General features: G+C 38.3%; 22 protein-coding genes and 2 pseudogenes. 8 read left to right on the top strand and 16 right to left on the bottom strand.

The features are described 5' to 3' along the window. Together RM549_RS15810 and RM549_RS15815 are read left to right on the top strand one after the other, a co-directional pair. A pseudogene (locus RM549_RS15810) lies at nucleotides 1–281 on the top strand (CPBP family intramembrane glutamic endopeptidase); the annotation flags it as partial. An 11-nt stretch (nucleotides 282–292) separates the two neighbouring features. After that, nucleotides 293–862 (top strand): CPBP family intramembrane glutamic endopeptidase, encoded by a 570-nt coding sequence (locus RM549_RS15815; RefSeq protein WP_311686586.1) that lies wholly within the window; start codon nucleotides 293–295, stop codon nucleotides 860–862. Nucleotides 863–1,007: 145 nt separating this feature from the next. Here the strand turns inward: RM549_RS15815 and can are convergent, their stop codons facing one another. The 12 genes from can to RM549_RS15875 all read right to left on the bottom strand — a co-directional run bounded on the left by can (nucleotide 1,008) and on the right by RM549_RS15875 (nucleotide 13,857). Further along, nucleotides 1,008–1,649 (bottom strand): carbonate dehydratase, encoded by a 642-nt coding sequence (can, locus tag RM549_RS15820; RefSeq protein WP_311686588.1) that lies wholly within the window; start codon nucleotides 1,647–1,649, stop codon nucleotides 1,008–1,010. 30 nt (nucleotides 1,650–1,679) lie between these two features. After that, nucleotides 1,680–3,242, bottom strand: a complete 1,563-nt coding sequence (locus RM549_RS15825; RefSeq protein ID WP_311686590.1) for a SulP family inorganic anion transporter — start codon at nucleotides 3,240–3,242, stop codon at nucleotides 1,680–1,682. A gap of 156 nt (nucleotides 3,243–3,398) precedes the next feature. After that, nucleotides 3,399–3,698 carry a hypothetical protein gene (locus tag RM549_RS15830; RefSeq protein ID WP_311686592.1) on the bottom strand — a complete coding sequence of 100 codons (300 nt, stop codon included), beginning with the start codon at nucleotides 3,696–3,698 and terminating at the stop codon, nucleotides 3,399–3,401. 68 nt (nucleotides 3,699–3,766) lie between these two features. Continuing rightward, a complete protein-coding gene (locus tag RM549_RS15835; protein ID WP_311686594.1) occupies nucleotides 3,767–4,513 on the bottom strand; it encodes a tetratricopeptide repeat protein in 747 nt (248 codons plus the stop codon). A gap of 2 nt (nucleotides 4,514–4,515) precedes the next feature. Further along, nucleotides 4,516–6,273 (bottom strand): BatD family protein, encoded by a 1,758-nt coding sequence (locus RM549_RS15840; RefSeq protein WP_311686596.1) that lies wholly within the window; start codon nucleotides 6,271–6,273, stop codon nucleotides 4,516–4,518. Between the two features lie 41 nt (nucleotides 6,274–6,314). Further along, entirely contained in the window at nucleotides 6,315–7,223 is a 909-nt protein-coding gene (locus RM549_RS15845) for a tetratricopeptide repeat protein (RefSeq protein ID WP_311686598.1), read from the bottom strand. Next, entirely contained in the window at nucleotides 7,198–8,244 is a 1,047-nt protein-coding gene (locus RM549_RS15850; RefSeq protein WP_311686600.1) for a vWA domain-containing protein, read from the bottom strand. Before RM549_RS15850 ends, RM549_RS15845 begins: the two co-directional genes overlap by 26 nt. Before the next feature lie 60 nt (nucleotides 8,245–8,304). Continuing rightward, complete coding sequence (locus tag RM549_RS15855) at nucleotides 8,305–9,309, bottom strand: vWA domain-containing protein (protein WP_311686602.1); 1,005 nt, start codon at nucleotides 9,307–9,309, stop codon at nucleotides 8,305–8,307. Next, on the bottom strand, nucleotides 9,309–10,973 hold the full coding sequence (locus RM549_RS15860; RefSeq protein WP_311686607.1) for a DUF4381 domain-containing protein: 1,665 nt from the start codon (nucleotides 10,971–10,973) through the stop codon (nucleotides 9,309–9,311). Before RM549_RS15860 ends, RM549_RS15855 begins: the two co-directional genes overlap by 1 nt. Before the next feature lie 5 nt (nucleotides 10,974–10,978). Next, nucleotides 10,979–11,845, bottom strand: coding sequence for a DUF58 domain-containing protein (locus tag RM549_RS15865; protein WP_311686612.1), 867 nt, complete (start codon nucleotides 11,843–11,845; stop codon nucleotides 10,979–10,981). Nucleotides 11,846–11,915: 70 nt separating this feature from the next. Continuing rightward, nucleotides 11,916–12,920, bottom strand: a complete 1,005-nt coding sequence (locus RM549_RS15870) for an AAA family ATPase (RefSeq protein WP_311686613.1) — start codon at nucleotides 12,918–12,920, stop codon at nucleotides 11,916–11,918. A gap of 148 nt (nucleotides 12,921–13,068) precedes the next feature. Further along, nucleotides 13,069–13,857 carry a DUF4382 domain-containing protein gene (locus RM549_RS15875; protein ID WP_311686615.1) on the bottom strand — a complete coding sequence of 263 codons (789 nt, stop codon included), beginning with the start codon at nucleotides 13,855–13,857 and terminating at the stop codon, nucleotides 13,069–13,071. A 174-nt stretch (nucleotides 13,858–14,031) separates the two neighbouring features. Between RM549_RS15875 and RM549_RS15880 the strand changes: the two genes are divergently transcribed. The 6 genes from RM549_RS15880 to RM549_RS15905 all read left to right on the top strand — a co-directional run bounded on the left by RM549_RS15880 (nucleotide 14,032) and on the right by RM549_RS15905 (nucleotide 19,058). Then, nucleotides 14,032–14,781, top strand: coding sequence for an SDR family NAD(P)-dependent oxidoreductase (locus tag RM549_RS15880; protein ID WP_311686617.1), 750 nt, complete (start codon nucleotides 14,032–14,034; stop codon nucleotides 14,779–14,781). Between the two features lie 243 nt (nucleotides 14,782–15,024). After that, nucleotides 15,025–16,161, top strand: coding sequence for an ATP-binding protein (locus RM549_RS15885; RefSeq protein ID WP_311686618.1), 1,137 nt, complete (start codon nucleotides 15,025–15,027; stop codon nucleotides 16,159–16,161). Continuing rightward, a complete protein-coding gene (locus tag RM549_RS15890; protein WP_311686620.1) occupies nucleotides 16,162–16,890 on the top strand; it encodes a metallophosphoesterase family protein in 729 nt (242 codons plus the stop codon). Nucleotides 16,891–17,064: 174 nt separating this feature from the next. Beyond that, on the top strand, nucleotides 17,065–18,069 hold the full coding sequence (locus RM549_RS15895; protein ID WP_311686622.1) for an acyl-ACP desaturase: 1,005 nt from the start codon (nucleotides 17,065–17,067) through the stop codon (nucleotides 18,067–18,069). A 113-nt stretch (nucleotides 18,070–18,182) separates the two neighbouring features. After that, nucleotides 18,183–18,731 carry a DUF3575 domain-containing protein gene (locus tag RM549_RS15900; RefSeq protein WP_311686624.1) on the top strand — a complete coding sequence of 183 codons (549 nt, stop codon included), beginning with the start codon at nucleotides 18,183–18,185 and terminating at the stop codon, nucleotides 18,729–18,731. Nucleotides 18,732–18,752: 21 nt separating this feature from the next. Continuing rightward, the gene (locus RM549_RS15905) at nucleotides 18,753–19,058 is read left to right on the top strand and encodes an antibiotic biosynthesis monooxygenase family protein (protein WP_311686625.1); all 306 of its coding nucleotides are present in this window, start codon (nucleotides 18,753–18,755) and stop codon (nucleotides 19,056–19,058) included. A gap of 104 nt (nucleotides 19,059–19,162) precedes the next feature. Here RM549_RS15905 and RM549_RS15910 read toward each other — a convergent pair. From RM549_RS15910 to RM549_RS15925, 4 genes and pseudogenes are all read right to left on the bottom strand, one after another. Further along, nucleotides 19,163–19,486: pseudogene (locus RM549_RS15910) on the bottom strand (YkvA family protein); the annotation flags it as partial. A 114-nt stretch (nucleotides 19,487–19,600) separates the two neighbouring features. Continuing rightward, nucleotides 19,601–20,143: a 3-hydroxyanthranilate 3,4-dioxygenase gene (locus RM549_RS15915; RefSeq protein WP_311686627.1), complete on the bottom strand. Its 543-nt coding sequence runs from the start codon at nucleotides 20,141–20,143 to the stop codon at nucleotides 19,601–19,603. 459 nt (nucleotides 20,144–20,602) lie between these two features. Further along, the gene (locus tag RM549_RS15920) at nucleotides 20,603–21,205 is read right to left on the bottom strand and encodes a hypothetical protein (RefSeq protein ID WP_311686629.1); all 603 of its coding nucleotides are present in this window, start codon (nucleotides 21,203–21,205) and stop codon (nucleotides 20,603–20,605) included. Between the two features lie 4 nt (nucleotides 21,206–21,209). After that, nucleotides 21,210–21,698 carry an RNA polymerase sigma factor gene (locus RM549_RS15925; protein ID WP_311686631.1) on the bottom strand — a complete coding sequence of 163 codons (489 nt, stop codon included), beginning with the start codon at nucleotides 21,696–21,698 and terminating at the stop codon, nucleotides 21,210–21,212. Nucleotides 21,699–22,299: the final 601 nt, after the last annotated feature.

Raw genomic sequence — 22,299 nt, forward strand, 5'->3', positions numbered from 1 at the left:
ATAAAAGTGAAGGTTGGCAGAGAATATTATTATTTGTTCTACCATACCTAATTATTGTCGGACTATTTCAATTTATCGGAGGCCTAATTGCCGGAGCTGATCTGACAAGTATAGAATTCGAAGAAAATTCTATTCAGCAGTTAGTAATTAGCATTTTTGATTTAGCTGGTACTTTTTTAGTGTTATGGTTTTTTATGAAGTTTGTAGATAGAGAGAGCTTCATTAACCTGAGATTTTCAACTAAAAACAGGTTAAAAGATTTCATTGTTGTATTTTTATAGGGCTGTTAGTTATGGTAGGTAGTTGGCTTCTACTAATTCAGATCGACGAAATATCATTTCTGCGAATAAATTTCGATCTTAAAGAGTTAGTTATTTCTATCATACTCTTTACAATTATAGCAGTAGTTGAGGAAACTCTTTTTCGTGGTTATATTTTGAGAAATCTCATGTCTTCGCTTAACAAGTATCTTGCTTTGATTTTATCGTCTTTTTTATTCTCATTAATGCACAGCCTTAATCCGAATATAGAATTATTTTCTTTGTTTAATTTATTCTTAGCGGGTTTAGTTCTCGGTTCATCTTATTTGTACACTAAAAACTTATGGTTTCCCATTGCACTTCATTTAAGTTGGAATTTATTCCAGACGCTTCTTGGTTTCAATGTGAGCGGACAAGACACTTATTCCTTAATTGAGTTCGAAATAAATAGGGCAAATTTACTTAATGGAGGAGCTTTCGGTTTTGAAGGTTCATATTTATCATTATTTGCAGAAATAATATCCATACTGGGAATTGGCCTCTACTACAATAGAAAAAAACTAATTCCATCAGCATATAAAGATATTGACAGGTATTTTTAATTTGAGGGCGATAAAATTATTAGAAGAGCACTAACGGCAGGTCACAGTTGATAAATGCTTGTTCAACAAAGAAAATGAAGAAAAAGGAAAAATAACAAAGGCCGGAAATATTTCCGGCCTTGCTTTTATATCTAATGGTATCTTACTAGAAATTGAGCTGGTAAACTTCGTCCAGCTGTGAATCGTTGCTCACATTAACCTCAAGATCTTTAATAATTCCTGAATCCAGGCCATAAACCCAACCGTGCAAATGCAGCTCCTGGTCTTTATCCCAGGCATTTTGAACTATAGAAGTTTTCGCCAGGTCAAAAACCTGTTCCTTTACATTAAGCTCAACAAAACGGTCGAAACGTTCTTTTTCATCAGATAGACCATCCAGCTCTTCTTTATTAAGACGATATACATCTTTAATATGTCTAATCCAGTTATCTATAAGACCTATAGACTGATTTTTCATAGCTGCCTGCACTCCACCACAACCGTAATGACCGCAAACAATTACATGTTTTACTTTAAGAGCATTCACAGCATAGTCAAGAACACTGAGCATATTCATATCTGAATGTACTACCATATTGGCAATGTTCCTGTGTACAAAAACTTCTCCAGGTTTTGCTCCAACAATTTGATTTGCGGGAACCCTGCTATCTGCACAACCAATCCATAATACCGGAGGTTGTTGACCCTTTGCCAGTTTTTCAAAGTACTGAGGATCTTCAGCTAGTTGCTCTTCAACCCAAACTTTATTATTATCCTTTAATTGCTTATAAAAATTATCGTTTTGCATATTTTAAATTTTTGTAATTATACATCTGTTTTAGGCTGGAACATCAAGACCAAAGTATTGCCTGAAGCTGACCGGGTTTTCAATTTCCCCCTTATTTGAAATTAATTTTATCGTAATATCCTTCCGTTTTGCTTTTATTGAAAATTCGTCAAGAATTTCGAGCACATCATAATCCAACACCCTTGTTTTCGTAACATCTAATACAATATAAGAACCATTAGGAATAAGGTTTAATTCCCTTAAGATAGCTCCTTTATTTAAGAAACTCAATTCTTCTGCAGTGGTAATTTTATAGTGCCCGTCATTATTTTCAAATCCTTCTTTATGGAGAAAGTGTGAGTTCTTATAGCTGTTAATGAGAATCACAGCAATTCCTACGGCAAGCCCAAGTCCAATTCCTATTAATAAATCGGCAAAAACCACACCTAAGATCGTGATAATGAATGGTAGAAACTGCCCTTTTCCCAGTTTATACATTTGAGCAAACAAGGCAGGTTTTGCCAGTTTATATCCAACCAACAAAAGAACCGCCGCTAAAACTGCCAGTGGAATTTTATTCAATATTGTTGGAATAATTATAATAGAAATAAGGATAAGAAAACCGTGAAGAATAGCAGACATTTTTGTTCTACCACCGGCCATAGTGTTGGTAGAGCTCCTTACAATTACCTGGGTTACCGGTAAACCACCAATAAGTCCGGACACTATATTACCACCTCCCTGGGCGAAGAGCTCCCTGTTTGTTGGAGTAGTCCTTTTTAAAGGATCCAGTTTATCTATAGCTTCCACACTTAACAATGTTTCCAAACTCGCTACAATAGCAATGGTGATCGCAACCACCCAAACTTCAGCATTCATAATTTCACCAAAATTAGGAAATGTGAACTGTGCTAAAAAAGAAGCAGCATCTTCGGGAACAGGAACTGTTACTAATTGTGATTCGGGTATTCCCCAAACCGGATCATTCACAAAAATATAGTATAAAACACCTATTACAACAGCCACCAGGGGTCCAGGAACAAGACTGAAGATTTTATGCTTTTTCAAAAGCACTTTCTCCCAAAGCAAAAGAATTCCCAAGGCCACCAGTGTCATTAATAACGCTCCAAGAGAGATCAATTCTGCAAATTGATTAAAAGCAGAACCTATTCCCCTGGAAATGGAGAAATTTTCCAATGCGTCACCACCCAATCCAAACACATTTGGAATTTGTGATATTGCGATTGTTATACCTATACCGGCAAGCATTCCTTTAATTACTGAAGACGGAAAGTAATAACCGATAATTCCGGCTTTTAAAGCTCCCAGAATTACCTGGAAAATTCCGGCTATAACCACCGCTAACAGAAAGATATCGTAACTTCCAAGAGATTGTATTGCGCCAAGAACTATAACAGCGAGTCCTGCCGCCGGGCCGCTAACCCCTAATTGTGCGCCAGAAAGGCTACCTACAACAATACCTCCCACCATTCCGGCAATAAGACCAGAAAAAAGAGGCGCGCCACTGGCCAGTGCAATTCCTAAACAGAGTGGTAAGGCAACGAAAAACACAACCACACTGGCTGGTATATCTTTATTAAGATGTTTAAACATAATATCTATAAGGTTATAACGGAGTATATCATCCGTTTATAATGAATAACGAAAAAAATGAAAAATTGAAAATTGCAGAAATTTAAAGGAAGGTATTTACTATATCTATCCTGCCGGTTTCTAAACCGGGTTAAAAAATCCTTTAGATGGGAAATGTTATGCTAATTTGGGAGGCGGTGAGACTACTTCCAGAAAGACATTGTGGTATTTCATGTGAAAATAATGGTCCACAACTTTTAGCTCTTGTAAAAAGTGAATGCTTTCGTAATTGGAATGATGATTTTCTTCAAAGTTAAATTCAAAGAAATTATTTCCCGAAGAAGATTCCTCTTCATTAGCGAGAAAAGCCGCAGAAATATCAACAGTTTTGTCTATACACACCACCACTATTGGGGTCGCAATAAAGACAAAGAAGATAAAGGATAATATGTATGCAACTTTTTTCACTAAAAACAAAAATAAGATAATTTTGTTAACGATCAAGTGTATTTGTTATACATTATCGTTAAACAAACATCAATTATCTATAATGTCTTCAGATTATTTCTTAAGATCCAGCCCTGGTCTCCATTTGCAAGTTCAATCTTGATCCATTCCTGGTATGTTTCCAAAACTTTTGTCTTAGTTCCTTCATGCAAAACAAAAGCTTCTTCGCCTCTTACCGAAGGTTCATTCCGCACTTGTGCTTCCGAACTAAAAATAATAGCAAACTGGTTATTTTCCTGAATCTCCTCCTTAGAATAAGCAAAGTAGATAGTGGCAATGCAGCATATTAACATTACCACAGAACCTCCAAAAAGCAGTCTTTTAACAAGAGGTTTGTTCATATAATAATATGCGAGAAACAGTGCAGCAAAGAGCAATGAGAAGAAAATGGCAAATTTCGCCCAAAAATCTGCACTAAACCTTGAAATAAAACTGTTTATAGATTTCTGAAATCCTGTTTGCTCCACTTCTTCAATAGCATCTAAAGCCATATTACGGGCAAATTCGATATTATTATTTATATCTGAATCCCGCGGTTGCAGCATTAAAGCTTTTTCATAATTATAAATACTCGGGGCTATATGGTTTAATTTATAATGTGCATTCCCAAGATTATAGTACAAGGCCGCAGATGCTTCTCCAGATGCTAATATTTGTTCGTATTTCTCAATTGCCTGCTCATAATTACCTTCTGCGTAAGCACTATTCGCTTCTTCAAATAAATTCTCATTTTGAGCAAACAACGAAGCTGAAAAAAAGAAAAGGATATAAAATAAATTCTTCATTTCTAAATTTGTTTGTCTAAAGTTGAAATTACTGCTGCTGCTTTTTCGTAATCCTGTTTCATGGCCACAGACGAAGCAGGGGTGTAACGTGCAAATTCACAGCTCTCAAGCAGACTGATAAAATCATCTATACTACCTGGATCTGCTCCTTTTGCAGCAAGTACTTCCCTTATCCTATCCTTACTCATTTCACTGGTTTGGATATGAAGCTTGGCTTTTAAATAATTATGCATTGCCTTCTCCAGGGCTACATAAAATGCAGCCTGATCCCCCAGGTTCTTTTTTGCTTCAGAAAGATATTTCCTGGCAAGTTTGTCTGCGCGTTTTCTTCTGTTTCCCGTTTCATCGTTAGCAATTGCTTCACGTTTTTTTCCGAAGAAGATAACTAGCGGAATTATGAGAACCGGCAGAAAAACCATTCCCCAAAATGGGACAGATTTAAAGAATTCCTGTTGCTGAAGTGGACGTAAATTGGCGTTTAATTTTATATACCTAAATTGATCCCCGCTTGTTGTAACGGCTTGCCTGTTGGAAGTACCTCCCGGAGTTCCCGTTTCCAGGGCCGGCCCTTCTTCTACGTTAAGCAGGATTTCTTTAGAAGTTATAGTTTTATAAGTTTCAGTGTCCAGATCAAAATATGAAAATCCTAAAGCAGGAATTGGGTACTTCCCCTTTCTGGTGGGAACAATAGTATAATTTTCTGAAATACTTCCCTGCATCCCATTTAAATTCGTATTTACATTTTCTGAACGCTCTGGCTCATAAATTTCCAGCGAAGCCGGAACCGAAAGATCGGGAAGATCAAATAATTTTAGGTTCCCGTTACCTCGTACTTCTACCGTAGCCCTTAAAGATTCTGAAGCATCCAGGGTATCTTTACTGGTAGTAACTTCAAAATCAAAATCGCCCACCGCACCGGTAAAATCTGCAGGCCTGCCAGCCTGCGGCAGAGGTTTTACATTAATGGTCCTACTGCCGGCAGCAACTGTTTTTTGAACAGTTCGGTATATTCTGCTTCCAAAAATATCCCTTCTTTCACTGGGAACATCTACAGATACCGAAAGCGCCAAAGGTTCAATATCCAACTCGCCGGTTTTCTGTGGATAAAGAACTGTTTTTCTTAAAACTACAAATCGATAAGGCTGACCTTTATATTCACCATTTTCGGCCCTTAGCTGTCGAATGTCTATATTCTGACTCCAGAAGTCACTGAATTTTGGGTTATCTATTTCACGCCAGTTACTTACACTAATACTGGGACTTACATAGAGTTTGTAAACTACAGTTATAGCTTCATTCAGGTAAGGATTAGGGTTTGAAATCTCTGCCACCAAATGAAGGTTTTCTGAAGCAACTATATCTGAATCTGAACCCGCTGTAGACTCATCTACCGCTGCCGTAACTTCAATATCTATAGGAGAGGTTTTATAAATCTTATCATCAACTTCTATCTCTGCCTGTCCTATGGTAATATTTCCTCTGGATTCCGGCTGCAGGAAATAGGTATAGGTTTTGGAGTAAGAGGCTCGACCATTTACAATACTTCTGCTAACAGATTGGTTTGGACCACCTATAACCCTAAAGCCGTTAAAGGAAGGCGGACGAAAATTATCGCCATCCTGATTCATTTCGAAATCAACACGCAAACGTTCGTTTATCCCCAGCTTTTCCTTACTAACACTGGCCTCAAATCGTACCTGTGCCTGCAAAAAGTTCGCGGTTACCAGAAATAAACTTATAAATATCAACTTCAATTTCATCTTCTATCCTCTTATTGGGATTTTGAACATTCCTGAAAGAATTACCAGTCTTTATCAGACTTCACTTTCACACCTTTTGCCTTTTCAGCATTTATTTTATCCTGCACCTTCTTTTCTTCATTATCCATTGCGTCCAGCAAACTCTTTATCTGCTGGGGTGACAATTGTCCCTGCACAGATTGCTGCTGTTGAGGCTGCTCCTCTTGCTCATCTCCATTTTCACCTCCTTTATCCTGTTGCTCTTTTTGATCCTGATCTTCCTGATCACCTTCATCCTGGTTCTCTTTATCTTGATTCTCCCCTTCATCCTTAGGCTGGCTGTCTTCGTTCTCATTATCCCCACCTTCACCATCCTGATTTTGTTGATCCTGATTTTCCTGTTGATCCTGATTTTCGTCCTGATTCTGATCTTCGTTCTGGTCCTGGTTTTGATCCTGATTTTGCTCCTCTTCTTCCAGCATTTTCTTAGCCAAAGCTAAATTATAGCGGGTTTCTTCATCTGAAGGATTATTTCGTAAAGCATTCTTGTAAGCTTCTATAGCTTCCTCATATTTCTTCTGCTTCATAAAAGAATTTCCCAAATTATGATTAATCCGGTGCTTTTCTTCCTTACTTCCCGAAATTTCATTTGCCTGCTTTAACCTATTTGCGGCCTCAGGGGTTTTCTCTCTATTGTAGTATAGGTTCCCCATGTTATATTTTGCTGCAGTGTTGGACGGATCTTTGGCAATGGCTTTTCTGTAGGATGCTTCTGCTGAAGCGAAATCATTTTCTCCCATTGCATCCTGAGCCTCCCGCAAAAATTCGTTTACTTCCCTTTCAATTTTCTTTGGGCTTTCCTGAGCTGAAAGTACAGTTAAACAAGAAATTGAGGCTACAAAAAGTAATGCTGCTATATTTTTAAATTTCAGACTATATTTCATATTAATCCTCCTTTCGCTTTCTTTCATTAAAAAGATTCAACTTCCTGATCCATGCCGTACTACGTTCCAGCAAAAATATATCCAAAAACAATAATAACAATCCTAATGCCAAAAACCACTGAAACTGTGACTGAAAATCTGCAAATTGTTTTGCCTCAAATTCTGATTTTTCAATATTCTGCAGAATTTCCTGAACCTCATCTGTCACCTGCGCTGTCATATTTCCTTCAATGTACTCTCCGTTAGCTTCAGAAGCAATTTCCTGGAGCGTACCGGGATTAAGTTTGGTAATTACAGTTTCTCCTGCATTATCCTTCTTATAATTAAGTACAACTCCGTTTCTCTTTATAGGTATAGGTCCACCCTTCTCGGTTCCCACACCAATTGTAATTATTTTAATTCCCGCTTCCGCAGCCTCTTCAGCAACATTTTCCATATTCCCTTCATGGTCTTCCCCGTCACTAATTATAAATAAGACCCTGTTGGTTTGCTGCTCATCATCATAATAGGTTGTCGCAAGGTCTATGGCATCACCAATAGCTGTTCCCTGCGAAGAAATCATATCTGTATTAAGTGCCTGCAAAAACATCTTGGCCGCAGCATAATCTGTGGTGATAGGCAATTGGGGAAATGCACTTCCTGCATAAGCAATAATCCCAACCCTGTCGCTACCAAGGCTGTTCAGTATTTGCGTCACCAGTTGTTTCGATTTTTCCAGCCTGTTGGGGGCGATATCTTCTGCCTCCATACTTTTGGAAACATCTATTGCAAAAACAATATCCACACCTTCACGCTTTACCGTTTCCAGCGATGTTCCAATTTTTGGATTGACAAGAGCTACCACCAGACTGGCAATAGCAAGTAACAGCACAATTAATTTTAAGACAGGTTTAAACCTTGATTTGTGCGGAGTGAGGTATGCTAATAAATTTGAATCTGCAAATCTCCTTTGTGTCCGCCTTTGCCAGAAAACAAGGATCAAGAATAGCAGTACAACCACCGGAATGGCAAGTAAAAGCCAGAAATATATTTTCTCTTCTAAAACCATTTTTTAAACTAGTTAATGCTATTAATTCTTAATACCTGCTTTTAATCCCTACAACCATTTCTATACAAAGCTTCTGAATAAAGTATACCTCAGCAATATTTCGAATAACAGCAATCCGCCTGCCAGTAACACCAACGGACGAAATTTTTCATCGTAATTATAATATCTGAACTCTTCGATATCTGTTTTTTCCAGTTCATCAATTTCAGCATAAATCTGCTCCAGCTTTTCATTATCTGTTGCCCTGAAATATTTACCACCTGTAGCATCAGCTATTTGCTGCAACAAGGCTTCATCTATTTCCACCTTACTGTTTCCATATTGAAACCTTCCGTTGGGGAGAATTCCTATGGGAGATAAAGCCATTCCATTACTTCCAACACCTATTGTGTAAACTTTAATCCCGAATTCCACCGCCAGCTCGCTGGCAATTTTTGGATCTATAAAGCCGGAGTTATTAACACCATCTGTCAATAGAATAATTACTTTACTTTCTGCCTCACTGTCTTTAATCCGGTTAACAGCAGTCGCCAGTCCCGACCCTATTGCCGTACCATTTTGCAAAACATCATTATATTCGATATCTTCCAGCGCACTTAACACAATTTCTTTATCGCTGGTAATTGGGGTTTTGGTAAAACTTTCACCAGCATAAACTACCAGACCTATCCTGTCTGTTGGACGGTCTTTTACAAATTCCTTTGCCACGTCTTTAAGTGCGTCTAACCTGTTTGGCTGTAAATCCCGCGCCAACATACTGGCAGACACATCTATTGCCATTACAATATCTATACCCTGTGTACTGCTGGTCCTGGTAGAGACATCTACGGTTCTGGGTCTCGCCATTGCTGTTATTATTAAAGTGAGAATAAGCAATCTCACCACAAAAAGTAAAGGTTTAAGCTTTGCTAAAAGGCTGCTTTGTGCTTTAAAACCTTTGATAGAAGAAATCCTCAGTTCCGTTGTTTGCTTATTCCGCTTCCAGAAATACCAGGCTATGGCTATTGGCAAAAGCAGCAAAAGCCAGAAAAACTGCGGATCTTCAAAAGTGAAATTTGTAAACATCAGTTATTCAAATTTTTTAATTCTACCGAATCTGTAATACGTTGAGCGATTTCTTCGGCATAAACATCATCTTCATTAAAAATAATGGTGATTTGCTGATAGCCTTGGTTTTCAGCAAAATTTAAAATTTCATATTCATTTAAAGTTAATTCTCCCGTTACCGGATTTTCAATTTCCAAAGTCCCAAATGCGCGTATACCTTTAGCTCCATTTATGGTGGTGATCTCCTCCCTCTTCATAATAATATTCTTGGCACCCTGGTTTTCCAGGTAAGCATAAATACCATCCACAGCAGTTTCCAGATTAAATTCCACCTGCTCATTAAACTGCATAGTAGTTACTACCGTATAAAAATTACTTATAAGGCTGCCATACAAAAATGTTTCACTGCCTATAAGCATTTGTTTGGCTTCGTCTGGTAAATCTATTTCCCCCCGCTTTAAAACCTGGGGTGTTGTAACTGCCACGGGCGGATATCCATATTCGCTCCGTATCCAATCCCCTTCCAGTAATTCTTTAGTAGGATGTCCCAGATAAGTGTCCTTAACATAAGTATATCCTTTTGTAGCCACAAGTGCCGTAACCGCTATAACGAGAGCAAAAGCACCTATAACCACCCCAATAATAATACGTTTATTTCTGCGCTGCTTAAGCTTCTGTTGCCGGTATGCCTCATCCTGCATAAGTTCCTGCTCAGATGGCGCCGGAATAGAGGTTTTTACATCATTTACAATATGTTTTACTTTAGACCTGTCGGCCTTTGCAGTAATAACATCGGGCCTGGAATTGGCAAATTTCGCCAAATCTGCACGTTGCAGGATAAGCTGCAGGTTATTGATGGTTTTTTTGTCCAATTTTAAATTTCCGGAGTCGCGTTGCATTTCCAGGTAAGCGATAAGTTCACTGGTGGTGCTTTCCAATGCACGGTCATAAACTTTCCTGTCCAAATACTTCCTTACGGAAAATGTGAGTTGTGAGTAATATTCTTTTACCTCCCTTTGCTCCAGTAAATTGGATTCATCAAGCCTGTTTAGCTCCAGCATTGCCTGTTCGTAAGGCGGTAACTCTTTTTCCTTTTCAGCCTTTCTTTTCTTCCGAAGAAAATAAAACAGCAGCGCTAAAATGGCAATTATCGCCAGTACCCACCAGATCCACGCAGGAATAGAAAAACCCGAAGGTGCTTCTACCGAAGGTTTTATAGGATACATTTTTTGTTTAGTGGTGTCTACCACTACAGTAGAAACCTCGACCAACATGGAATCTGTTAGATACTCCCTGTCGTTAATGATCACACTTTGCTGCGGAATGGTGTAAGTGCCGGAATCGAACTGCGTGAGGGAATATTCTTTTAGTAACAGGAATCTATTCTCGATTCGGGAAGTATCGGCGGTCATGGATTCTACTACTTCCAGAGGAGAAAAAGTTTCCCCTTCAGGAAATACCACAAGATTAGTAGAATCTGCCTCTACAGAAATACTGTATATTATCTGTTCTCCTATTTTAATACTGGTGGAATCAATTTCTGCTGAAACCTGTGGTTGCTGAGCTGAAGCAAGCAAAGAAAAAAGAAACAAGAAAAAAGAGAAAATGCCGCTGCACCTCCTCTTACCGTTTATTTGCTGCAATATTGTTCTCTTATTAAAATATGAACTTCCTTTTTTCATATTGATTATGCTCTTCTCTTAAAATAGCCGAGTAATTTCTTTACATAGCTCTCATCCAGCCTGTTCTCGATCGTGCCGGCACCACTAAGGGTGAAGCTTTCCCGAAAATAATTTACTTTGTCTCTGTAATTTTTTGCGTAACTATTACGTACAGATTTTGAACCGGTATTAACCGTAATGGATTCCCCGGTTTCCTCATCCAACATTTGTACCAAACCTAAATTTGGAATTTCCTCCTCATGCCTGTCGTAAATCCGGATTCCGGTTACATCGTGTTTCCCCGCCGCTATCTTCAATGTTTGCTGATAATCTTCTGCCATAAAATCTGAAAGAATAAAAACGATAGCTTTCTTCTTCATAACATTTGACAGATATTTAATCGCACCAGCAATATCGGTTTGTTTACCTTCAGGTTTAAACTCCAGCAGTTCCCTGATGATCCTTAGAACGTGCGAACGTCCTTTTTTTGGTGGTATATATAATTCAATCTTGTCTGAAAACAGCATAAGACCAATTTTGTCATTATTCTTTGTCGCAGAAAAAGCAAGCGTGGCTGCAATCTCGGTAATCACATCTTTTTTAAACTGCTTTTCTGTCCCAAACATTTCAGATCCCGAAATATCTACCACAAGCATCATGGTAAGCTCCCTCTCCTCTTCAAAAACCTTTACAAAAGGTTCGCTGTAACGTGCGGTTACATTCCAGTCGATATTCCTTACATCATCACCAAACTGATACTGCCGGACTTCACTAAAGGTCATCCCGCGGCCCTTGAAAGTAGAATGATACTCACCACCAAAGACGTGATCGCTAAGGCGGCGGGTTTTAATTTCAATTTTTCGTACTTTCTTAAGGAGTTCCTTTGTATCCATATTTCTTCAATAAACAATTTTCAATAACCAGTCACTCGAGTGATCATTGTTAACTGATAATTGCCAATTGTTACGGTACTTCAATTTCGTTTACAATCTTGCTTACAAGGTCATCAGAAGTGATATTTTCTGCTTCGGCTTCGTAAGTGATTCCAATCCTGTGTCTTAGCACATCGTGGACAACTGCTCTTACATCTTCGGGAATTACATAACCCCTTCGCTTAATAAAAGCGTAACACTTTGCAGCAGTGGCAAGGTTAATACTTCCCCTTGGAGAAGCTCCGAAACTGATAAGCGGTTTAATTTCTTCAAGTTTATATTTTTCCGGAGTTCTGGTGGCAAAAATGATATTCAGAATATATTGTTCAATCTTTTCATCCATATAAACGTCACGAACAGCCTGTTGTGCTCGGGCAATCTGTTCCAGGCTCACCACCGGATTGACTTTTTCAAAAGCGCCCTTCAGGTTTGCACGAACTATTAATTGCTCCTCGGCCATTTGCGGATATTTAATCACCGTCTTCAGCATAAAACGGTCTACCTGTGCTTCAGGCAAAGGATAAGTTCCTTCCTGCTCCACGGGGTTTTGAGTTGCCATTACTAAGAATGGACGATCCAGGATAAAAGTTTCATCCCCGATGGTCACCTGTTTCTCCTGCATGGCTTCCAGTAAAGCAGACTGGACTTTTGCCGGGGCACGGTTAATCTCATCTGCAAGCACAAAATTGGCAAATATCGGCCCTTTCTTAATGCTGAAGTCGTTAAGCTTCATATTATAAATAAGCGTTCCCACAACATCTGCCGGTAAAAGATCTGGAGTAAACTGAACCCTGCTGAAGCTTCCCTGAACTGCCTGGGACAACGTATTAATGGCAAGGGTTTTCGCAAGACCCGGAACCCCCTCTAGCAAAATATGCCCCTGACCAAGAAGACCAATAAGCAGGCGCTCTACCATGTGTCTCTGGCCTACAATTACTTTGTTCATTTCTGAGGTTAGAACATCTACAAAGGCACTTTCCCTTTCAATTCTCTCATTAAGGCTGGCAATGTCTACCGAAGAATCATTTTCTATCATCGCTTTTTATTTTAAAGTCGTGAATATACATACAAGGAAACTAGGTCGCAAATTGAAAATTAATTAGTTTCTTACTTGTTAATTATAGGTTAAAAAATAAGAGCGGCTCAATGAGGCCGCTCTTAAAGGTTTTGTAAAATCTAAAAGCTTAATCTATATAAAGCGTTTCCAGATTAACTGTCTCGTTGGCCTCAACTACCACATTGTCTTCCTCGAATTCTGGCAAATTTGATGCCACATCTGGTATTACGGTGATTTTGTAAGTTCCGGCAGGTACACCGTGTATTTTAAAATTACCTTCCATATCTGTATAAGCTGAAATTGTAGTAGAGGCATTTTGTGCCCTTACAAGACTTCGGGTTTCTGAAGGATGAACTTCTCCTTCTATAGCACCAGCGCCTGCTTGTGCAGAAACTCTTATAACAGGTTTTAAAGAAAATCCTCCGTTACCTTGTCGCACTATTGATTCTTCTACGTCAAAATCTAAAAGGAAAACATATTGTTCACCAGCTTCCAGCTCCTGATCTACCTGTAACTTTAAACCAGATTGCTGTGCACTGGGAACGGCAATTGCAGTTTCTTCACCATCAACAACAATAGCATTATCATCACCAAGAACCAATCTTATTTGTCCCAGGTAACCGGCGGGCACTTCCACATCTGCAAGAACCTGTGTAACTCCACCAGTTAGTTCCAGCAAATCGTACCTGCCCGTATTTACCTCACCAAGGCTTTCCCAGCCTTCATCTTCTGTACCATCCATATCTGTTTTGATCATTACATCTTCCACATCTATGAATACAGCATCAAAATCTCCGGGAGCATCTGTCATACTCACCGTCAACTGGGCTGTATCTTCTCCGGCGGTACCATTATCATCACCACTACAGCTAAACAGGGTAAAGGCTAGAAAGCTCAATACAAGAGCACTCTTCATTCTTAAATTTGTTAGGGTCATTTTCATATTAGTTTTAATTGATTTAGGGGGATAACGGCTATTTGTGTTCCGAATTTTGCCGAGTAGATAAGATTAACGAAATTTAACAAGGGTTAACCTCATATTAATATTTCAGGCGTATTACTTTAGTACTTTCAGCTAATTGACACATATATGAAAACTGCACTAATTACAGGAGCCTCCAGCGGGATAGGCAAAGCAACAGCCAGGATTTTTGCTGAAGAAGGTTTTAATCTTATCCTCTGCGGAAGGAGACAACAAAAATTGGAAGAACTGCAACAGGAACTTCAGAATAAATGCGCTGTACATCTTTTAAATTTTGATGTGCGCAATAAAGAAGAAGTTTTTAGCAACATTAAAAGTTTACCTCTAAAAATGGCAAATATCGACATCCTGATCAACAATGCCGGAAATGCTCATGGCCTAGATCCTATTCAGGATGGAAACATTGAAGATTGGGATGCAATGATTGATATTAATGTAAAGGGACTGCTTTATATTTCCAAAGCAATTATTCCGAAGATGATTGAGCGGTCTACAGGACATATTATTAACATCGGCTCTACCGCAGGAAAAGAAGTTTACCCCAACGGAAATGTTTATTGCGCCAGTAAACATGCGGTGGATGCCATAACACAGGGAATGCGCCTCGATTTAAATGGAAAAGGAATCCGCATTGGAGCAATAAATCCGGGAATGGTGGAAACAGAATTTAGCGAAGTACGATTTAAAGGAGATAAGGAAAAAGCGAAGAAAGTATATGAAGGATTTAAAGCCTTACAACCTGAAGATATTGCGGAAATTATCCGGTTTGTAGTGACAAGGCCCTCCCATGTGAACATTGCAGATCTTTTAGTGATGTGTACATCCCAGGCCAGCAGTACTATTGTGGACAAAAAATAAGCTATAAGCCCGAAGCTGTAAGCTATAAGCAATTTGCTAAAGGAACAGATTGATATATTTGGATCTGTTATGGAATATTGCCGAAGGATTTGAATGTTGGTGGAATGAATGACTTATCAAACTTTACTCTGAATCAGAAAAATCAGTTAAAAAGGAACAAACTTTAGTTTATTAAAAATAGAGAAATCTTATAATGATTATCAAACACCATTGATTAAAAGCTTATAGCATACAGCTAAAAAAATGATCAACAAACGTCTTTTAATAAAAAACCTGCTTGCGCATAATGATGAGAATAGCTTTTATGATAAAAAGCTACGGCTCAATCTTGGCGAAAAAGAAGGCAAGGCTAAGTTTTTAAAACACGTTTGTGCACTTTCCAATTCTAATCCTGAAAATAATTCGTATATAGTTATTGGTGTGGAAGATGAAGACAATAATATTGTTGGCATCGACTTTTTTGATGACAGCAAAATTCAAAATCTGGTGAATGCCTATCTTCAGAATCCGCCGGTAATCAGTTATGAAAATATTCCTTTTCCGCACCTGCCAGACCATCTTGTGGTGGGACTGGTAACCATCAGGCCTAACCACGGCAAAATTTGTTCACTACGAAAAAACATCTGGAAATATTACGGCGGCTCTATTTTTCTTCGGGATGGTAGCATTAGCATGCCGAAGAATTTCGACATTAAAATTGAAGATGTAAACTCCCCGATTGTCGCTTCCATAGAAAATCACGCACAGAATAATATTGAGCTTACCCTGGACGGGGTTTTTGATTTTTTGAGAAAGCGTCAGGATTTTAATCCGACTTATAAAGTTTTTAAAGAATATTTCGTGGTGTGCTGGGCAGGAAAGCAGAAAAAAAGCCAGGACAATGTCTACTTTTCCAGGGTAGATATTGAACTGATAAACGAGCAGGTGAAATTGTTTTATTCAGATTTAGATGAAGTGAGTATAAATGTAGAAGAAGACTCTTTCACAATTATAGAATATGTCCATCTGGGACTGCACGACAGCTTCAAGTATTATCCACTGGAAGAAGTATGCATAGAATTCCGGGATAACGCAAGCTACGAGATACAAAGTAAATTACTTTTTGATCCGCCGAAATTTGACAAAAAAACCATGCACCATATTTACAACATCAACAATGCATTAATCCAGCGGTTAAAGAAGAATTTACCACTAAATAAATTTCAGGAAAGGGATTTAAGAAATTTGCCTTCTACTTATTTATTGTGTTATTTGAATAACTTTGAAGACGCTATCCATAAGCTGGAAGAAGCAAAACCGTATTTAAAAAAGCATAGCCCACAGGTATACCATTCTTATAAGGAAAGTATGCGAATTTTGAGAAAAGTAAAATATAATTAAATGAGCAGAAAAATAGCAATAGGTGATATTCACGGTGGATTGAAGGCGCTCGTACAGCTTCTTAGAAGGGTAGATATCACCCCGGAAGATGAAATCATTTTTCTGGGCGACTATGTAGATGGCTGGAGCGATTCTGCCAATGTTGTTTCTTATCTCATTGAACTTGCGAAGCAAAATACATGCATCTTTATTCGCGGCAACCATGATGATCTTGTGCACCGCTGGCTCAAAACAGGGGAGCTAAACGAGAAATGGCTACAACACGGCGGCCAGTCCAGCATGGATGCCTACCGCAATTTTACTTTAGAAGAAAAAGAAGCCCACATCGAGTTTTTTCAGCAAATGATGAATTATTATATCGATAAGCAAAACAGGCTCTTTGTACATGCAGGTTTTACTAACCAGCACGGGCCGCAAAGCGAATATCATAATACAGGATTTTACTGGGACCGAACTTTATGGGAAACGGTTCTCGCGCTGGATCCAAAAATGGAAAAATCTAATAGTTATTATCCAAAAAGGCTTCAGCTTTTCGAAGAAATTTATATTGGCCACACTCCCGTTACCCGTATAGATGAATCAACTCCGTTTCACAAGGCTGGCGTGTGGAATGTAGATACAGGCGCAGCTTTTAAAGGCAAATTATCTGCCATAGAGGTAAATACAAAAGAAGTATGGCAAAGCGACCCTATTTTTGAGCTTTACCCTAATGAAAACGGCAGAAATTAAGAGTTTTTTATCATAGACTCTGTTAACATATTCTTATCTTTGAACCTCAAATCTTTAATCACAAATTAAGTCAAAGAAGCGACTTTATGTAACTACCGTTAAAGATTTTTATTAGAAAAAACCACATACAATTGCACTGGTTTTATTGTTCAATTGCATTTATAGAGAAGAAAAATGGCCTTAGAGAATGTTCGTTTAGAAGTAATGAAAACTGTAGAGAAATCTGTAGATGGGTTTATAGACAAGTATCTTATACCTGTTGAGGATATCTGGCAACCTACAGATCTTTTACCTAATCTTCAGCATGAAAATTATAATGAAGAAATAATCCAAATAAGAGAAGAAGCAAAAGAGTTGGGATACGATTTTTGGGTGGTATTGGTTGCCGATATGGTAACTGAGGAAGCCCTGCCTACCTACGAATCCTGGTTGATGGATATGGAAGGTGTGCAACAACATGGTGCTTCCAAAGGAGAACAGAACAGCTGGGCAAAATGGGTTCGCCATTGGACAGGTGAGGAAAACCGGCATGGGGATACCCTTAATAAGTACTTGTACCTCTCCGGAAGAGTGGATATGAAAGAAATTGAAAAAACCACGCAACATCTTATTAACGATGGCTTTGATATTGGGACTGGAAGGGATCCCTATCGAAACTTTGTTTATACAAGCTTCCAGGAACTGGCTACAAATATTTCCCATAAACGCGTAGGGCAACTTGCGAAGAAAAAAGGGAATAAGATGCTAGCCAAAATGTGTAACATTATTGCCGGAGACGAGATGAGGCATTATATGGCATACCGTGAGTTTGTGAAAACTATTTTTGAACATGACCCAAGTGAGATGATGTTGGCGTTTGAGGATATGATGAAGAAGAAAATCGTGATGCCTGCACAATTTATCAGGGAATCTGGAGAAGGTATAGCTTCAGCATTTGAGAATTTCTCCAATGCTGCTCAGCGGCTGGGTGTTTATACCACCTATGATTATATTGAAATCCTGAGGAAATTGAATAGTTACTGGGAAATCGATAAGATGACTTCGTTAACAGACGAAGCAGAAAAAGCCAGGGATTATTTAATGAAAATGCCAGACAGGATGGCCCGTATTGCAGATCGTATTGCCGTGCCAAAGGATCAACACCAGTTTAAATGGGTTGCACCAAACGGTACGCTTTAATCCTGCACATATTATAAAGACAGAAACCGCTTCTACCTGGAGCGGTTTTTCTTTATAGCAGCAGCTTTAACTTTAAATAAAAAATAGTTCCTATTTTTATAAAAACAACAGCTATGAAAAATATTCTTTTAGTAATTGCAGGTTTCTTTATCATCCAAAACAGTTTTGCGCAGATTGATTATACGCAAAATGAACTAAAACTTAACATAGGAAACACCATTGCAATTGCTTCAGTAGAAATAGGTTATGAGCGTTTTATGGACAACAACCAATCCATTGATGCTGAAATCCTTATTAACGATCGAATGAATTATCATTCAGAAAAAGGATCCCGACAATTTAATACTACCAGCTTTAAACTGGGGTACAATTTCTACTTTGGAACAGAAAATTCCGGATCAGGGTTATTTGCAAATCCCTTTGCTAAAATTAGAACGGGCGAATTTGTAGAAGTAGTGCAAATAGAAGAAAATGATGTGCGGCGGGCAACAGATATGGGTGCTTTTATTATAGGTATTGGTGGCGGCTACAAATGGAATTTTAACGACTCTTTTGTCCTGGGTCCTTACGCTAATATCGGAAGAAATTTTAGTAACGAAGTAAAAGAACGCTTTTCTGCACTGGAATTTAATGCAGGATTTAGTGTGGGTTATCGCTTTTAGAGCTTAAAACTTTAAAAAATAATGATTTCGAGATATTGGTCCTGCAGGGTAAAACCTGGAGAAGAAGAAAATTACGTAAATTACTTAAAGGTAGAAATCCTGCCGCATTTGGCTACTTTAAAAGGATTTCGGGGTGCAAGTATAAGGCGTAGAGATGATGGTGATTTTCCTGAGTATATTTTTATTTCAGAATGGACCTCCAGAGAAGCCATCAAAGCTTTTGCCGGAAAAGAAATTCATCTTGCCGTGGTTTCAGAAAAAGCACAAAAAATGATGCGGAGTTTTGATCAGGAAGTCCGCCATTACGAACTGATCCACTCCGCTTGATTGATTATTAGTAAATACGCTGATTAGGCCTCGACTTCTGCCGTACCGTCTTTCCAGACTTTATAAGCTGCAAGATCCTTTTCGATAAGGTTAAGACAAAAAGCCACTATTGCAGCATCATCCAGGTAACCTATAACAGGAATAAAGTCAGGAATAAGATCTATTGGAGAAAGCACGTAAAGCAAAGCCCCACCAACAGAAGCGACAATGTTCCATGGCATTTCCCTGTAACTTCCATTAGCGTAATCCCTCACCAGTGAAAATAGAAGTTGCACATCCCCAAAATATCGGCTAAGTGTCCCTTTCTTTTCGAATTTGGCTTTAATTTTTTCTTCCTCTGCTATAACTTTATTAACATCTTTTTTCTTAAACTTCTTTTGACGTTTATTATGTTCCTTTTCAGCATTTTCTTCAGAAAATAAACTCATATCTTCATTTTTTAAGGTTAAAACTCTATTTCTAAAATACGCAATATAATTTAGGAGGCGACAATCTTTAAGAATATTTAATACTCTTTAAAGACTACTTATAACAACAGAATTCTACTCCACATCAGCCACAAAACGTGGATCTACCGGCATTACTTCCCCGCAATTATTACAGGTACGCAATTCTTTGCTACTGTAGAAATGTTTAAAATGCTTTAAAAAGTCTTTCTCGATATCCTCCAACGGGAAATAAACCTCGTACAGCTTATTATTGCAATTATCGCAAAACCATAAAAGTCCGTCCTTGCCGCTTTCATTTTTCCTTTTCCGTTCCACAACAAGTCCAATAGAACCTTCGTTACGAACGGGAGAATGTGGAACCTTCGCCGGATTAAGATACATATCTCCCGGCCCTAATTCCATCGTCTTTTTCTCCCCATTATCCTGAACATGCACTCTTATATTCCCCTCCAGCTGGTAAAATAACTCCTCCGTTTCGTTATAATGATAATCTTTTCGAGCATTAGGCCCGGCAACAACCATCACGATATAATCGCCGGATTCCTTGTAAAGATTCTTGTTTCCCACCGGCGGTTTAAGCGTATGCCGGTTTTGATCGATCCATTTATTCAGGTTAAAAGGTTTATTAATAGCCATATTTTCGGTTTTATACTCTAAAATTAAGCATTCTCCACAACAAAGTGTTAACTGAAGTTAATAATACTTATGGCACCTGCCGTTTCCGCTACGCTGCAACAGCACCGCGCTATCCGCTGCAAGTCCTCGTCGCAAAAAAAGCTCCTGCGGGCTTTACGCTGCTATCGCTGGTGCGAAAAAAAGAGAATCAGGACCACTGCGCTGCAAGAAACAGGAATAAAAACTTAATTTCTAACAATAAAAATAGTGAAGTGCTAAAAATGGCAATTTCGACCTGCAGAGAAGGAAAAGAGTTAAAAAGTAAAATTAAGACCGCTGCGCTGCAAGAAACAAGAACAAAGACTTCGCCTCTGTTCTGTTTCCTGTTAACACAGCGCAAAGTTTGCATCACAACCACTGAAATTCGTTTATTGAAAATGGAAGGTGTTCTTTCCGTTTCTTCGGTTATAGACACCGGACTTATTTATCCATTTCTCTTAAAACATCTTCAGCAGAACTTGTTGCACTCCTGTAACCTTTAAATACCCAACGCGAAAGAAAGAACAGGAAGATTAAAAGTACCGGAATATAAATCCACAAATTATTAATGAGTTCGGAGTCGAATAGATCTTTATTTCTAAATATTTTTGAAGTGACAGGTAAAATAATAACGGCTAAAACTAAGCTTATATAAAAGATAATTTTTTGAGTGAATAGTAAATCGATTTTAGATTTTTGAAACTTGATTAAAACATCTTTATAGCTGTTATTGCCGATGTCCAGTTTCTTCATGTTACCAATCTTCTTTAAAGCCAACACTGGCAATACCAGTAACGATAGCAGCGCTATAACCCCAAAAACCATTAAGTACCATTCCTCTAGTTTATGAAAACTGACAATTAGAAATAAAGCGCTGCCGTAGCATATCACAGCACCTATAATTTCATAAAAGTGAAGTGTGTTAAATTTGCTGTTGTATTTTTCCTTTGTCATTTTTTCTATGATTTGATTCGTTAGTATTTCCTGATTTTCCAATCTTTTACTCATTTCCTGCCAGGTATTCTTCATTTCTTCCAGTTCCATTATCTTATTTTTTAATGATTTGTGTTTTCAGTTTCTCCTTGATTCTGGAAATCTTTGTTCCGACATTGCTGGTAGTTACACCAATAATTTCAGCAATTTCCTTGTGGCTTTTTCCTTCAAGAAAAAGCAGGATGATTCCTTTTTCCAATAGATTCAGCATTTGTATATGCTCATAAAGCAGTTTTAACCTTTCCTCCTCCGGCCTTTCCGATACTTCAGCAAAGCCCACTGTTTCCAGATTAATAGGCACAGTGTCCAATTTTCTTTTACTGCGCTTCAAATTGTAAATAGCAGTATTCATGGCAACCCGATACATCCAGGTACTTAGTTTTGACTGTTCATTAAAAGAATCAAAAGATTTCCAAAGCTGAAATACAATTTCCTGATACAGATCTTCCCCGTCGTGAAGGTTATTGGTATAAAGCATCGCTACTTTAAAAATTAGTCCTTCGTTTTTTTTAACTACTTGTATGAATTGGTTCTTTTTATCCATCGAAAAATTAAACTTCAACTAATTAGTGTAGAAAAATGGAAATAAATCACAGTTTATAGAGTTTATTTTTTTCTGAATGGAAGTTTTATGGTGTGCAACAGGTTTTTTGTAGAGAATAAGAGTGGAAGAGTGAACAAGTGAAAGGGCGAGTTCATATAAATTTCGACTTCAATTAAATCGGATCACAAGCAAAAGCAGGTGCCACATCCGGCATGGTACATGCAAAAAAATGCTTTCCCTTTCCTCTCTCCATTAAAAGGGTGTCTCAAAATGGCAATTATCGACCTACAGCGAAGGAAAAGATTGAAAGAGTGAAGGGTGAAGGACTGAAATAAGCAGTTTTGAGCGGGAATCAAGACCGCTGCGCTGCAAGAATCAGGAATAAAGACTTATTTCCGGACATAAGGAGGTGCTAAAAATGGCAATTTTTGACCTACAGAGAAGGGAAAAAGTGAAGGAGTGAAAAATGAAGAGCCATTTCTTTTCGATTTCCTGGAAGTTTTTTCCACTACGAACTAAGAACAAAAAACTACGAACAACCTAAAGTTTTTGCTAACTTTCGGCGTAGTGCCAGAAATGCCAATTATCGGCCTATAGTAAA

The organism is Autumnicola patrickiae (assembly GCF_031846525.1).
GTDB classification, from domain to species: domain Bacteria; phylum Bacteroidota; class Bacteroidia; order Flavobacteriales; family Flavobacteriaceae; genus Autumnicola; species Autumnicola patrickiae.

Coding starts and splice junctions, on each gene's coding strand:
- RM549_RS15870 (WP_311686613.1), bottom strand. CDS start 12,920: ATGATAGAAAATGATTCTTCGGTAGACATTGCCAGCCTTAATGAGAGA.
- RM549_RS15915 (WP_311686627.1), bottom strand. CDS start 20,143: ATGGCTATTAATAAACCTTTTAACCTGAATAAATGGATCGATCAAAAC.
- RM549_RS15845 (WP_311686598.1), bottom strand. CDS start 7,223: ATGAAAGAAAGCGAAAGGAGGATTAATATGAAATATAGTCTGAAATTT.
- RM549_RS15895 (WP_311686622.1), top strand. CDS start 17,065: ATGGCCTTAGAGAATGTTCGTTTAGAAGTAATGAAAACTGTAGAGAAA.
- RM549_RS15925 (WP_311686631.1), bottom strand. CDS start 21,698: ATGGATAAAAAGAACCAATTCATACAAGTAGTTAAAAAAAACGAAGGA.
- can (WP_311686588.1), bottom strand. CDS start 1,649: ATGCAAAACGATAATTTTTATAAGCAATTAAAGGATAATAATAAAGTT.
- RM549_RS15865 (WP_311686612.1), bottom strand. CDS start 11,845: ATGGATACAAAGGAACTCCTTAAGAAAGTACGAAAAATTGAAATTAAA.
- RM549_RS15875 (WP_311686615.1), bottom strand. CDS start 13,857: ATGAAGAGTGCTCTTGTATTGAGCTTTCTAGCCTTTACCCTGTTTAGC.
- RM549_RS15825 (WP_311686590.1), bottom strand. CDS start 3,242: ATGTTTAAACATCTTAATAAAGATATACCAGCCAGTGTGGTTGTGTTT.
- RM549_RS15840 (WP_311686596.1), bottom strand. CDS start 6,273: ATGAAATTGAAGTTGATATTTATAAGTTTATTTCTGGTAACCGCGAAC.
- RM549_RS15880 (WP_311686617.1), top strand. CDS start 14,032: ATGAAAACTGCACTAATTACAGGAGCCTCCAGCGGGATAGGCAAAGCA.
- RM549_RS15920 (WP_311686629.1), bottom strand. CDS start 21,205: ATGGAACTGGAAGAAATGAAGAATACCTGGCAGGAAATGAGTAAAAGA.
- RM549_RS15855 (WP_311686602.1), bottom strand. CDS start 9,309: ATGTTTACAAATTTCACTTTTGAAGATCCGCAGTTTTTCTGGCTTTTG.
- RM549_RS15835 (WP_311686594.1), bottom strand. CDS start 4,513: ATGAAGAATTTATTTTATATCCTTTTCTTTTTTTCAGCTTCGTTGTTT.
- RM549_RS15860 (WP_311686607.1), bottom strand. CDS start 10,973: ATGAAAAAAGGAAGTTCATATTTTAATAAGAGAACAATATTGCAGCAA.
- RM549_RS15885 (WP_311686618.1), top strand. CDS start 15,025: ATGATCAACAAACGTCTTTTAATAAAAAACCTGCTTGCGCATAATGAT.
- RM549_RS15890 (WP_311686620.1), top strand. CDS start 16,162: ATGAGCAGAAAAATAGCAATAGGTGATATTCACGGTGGATTGAAGGCG.
- RM549_RS15905 (WP_311686625.1), top strand. CDS start 18,753: ATGATTTCGAGATATTGGTCCTGCAGGGTAAAACCTGGAGAAGAAGAA.
- RM549_RS15815 (WP_311686586.1), top strand. CDS start 293: ATGGTAGGTAGTTGGCTTCTACTAATTCAGATCGACGAAATATCATTT.
- RM549_RS15850 (WP_311686600.1), bottom strand. CDS start 8,244: ATGGTTTTAGAAGAGAAAATATATTTCTGGCTTTTACTTGCCATTCCG.
- RM549_RS15900 (WP_311686624.1), top strand. CDS start 18,183: ATGAAAAATATTCTTTTAGTAATTGCAGGTTTCTTTATCATCCAAAAC.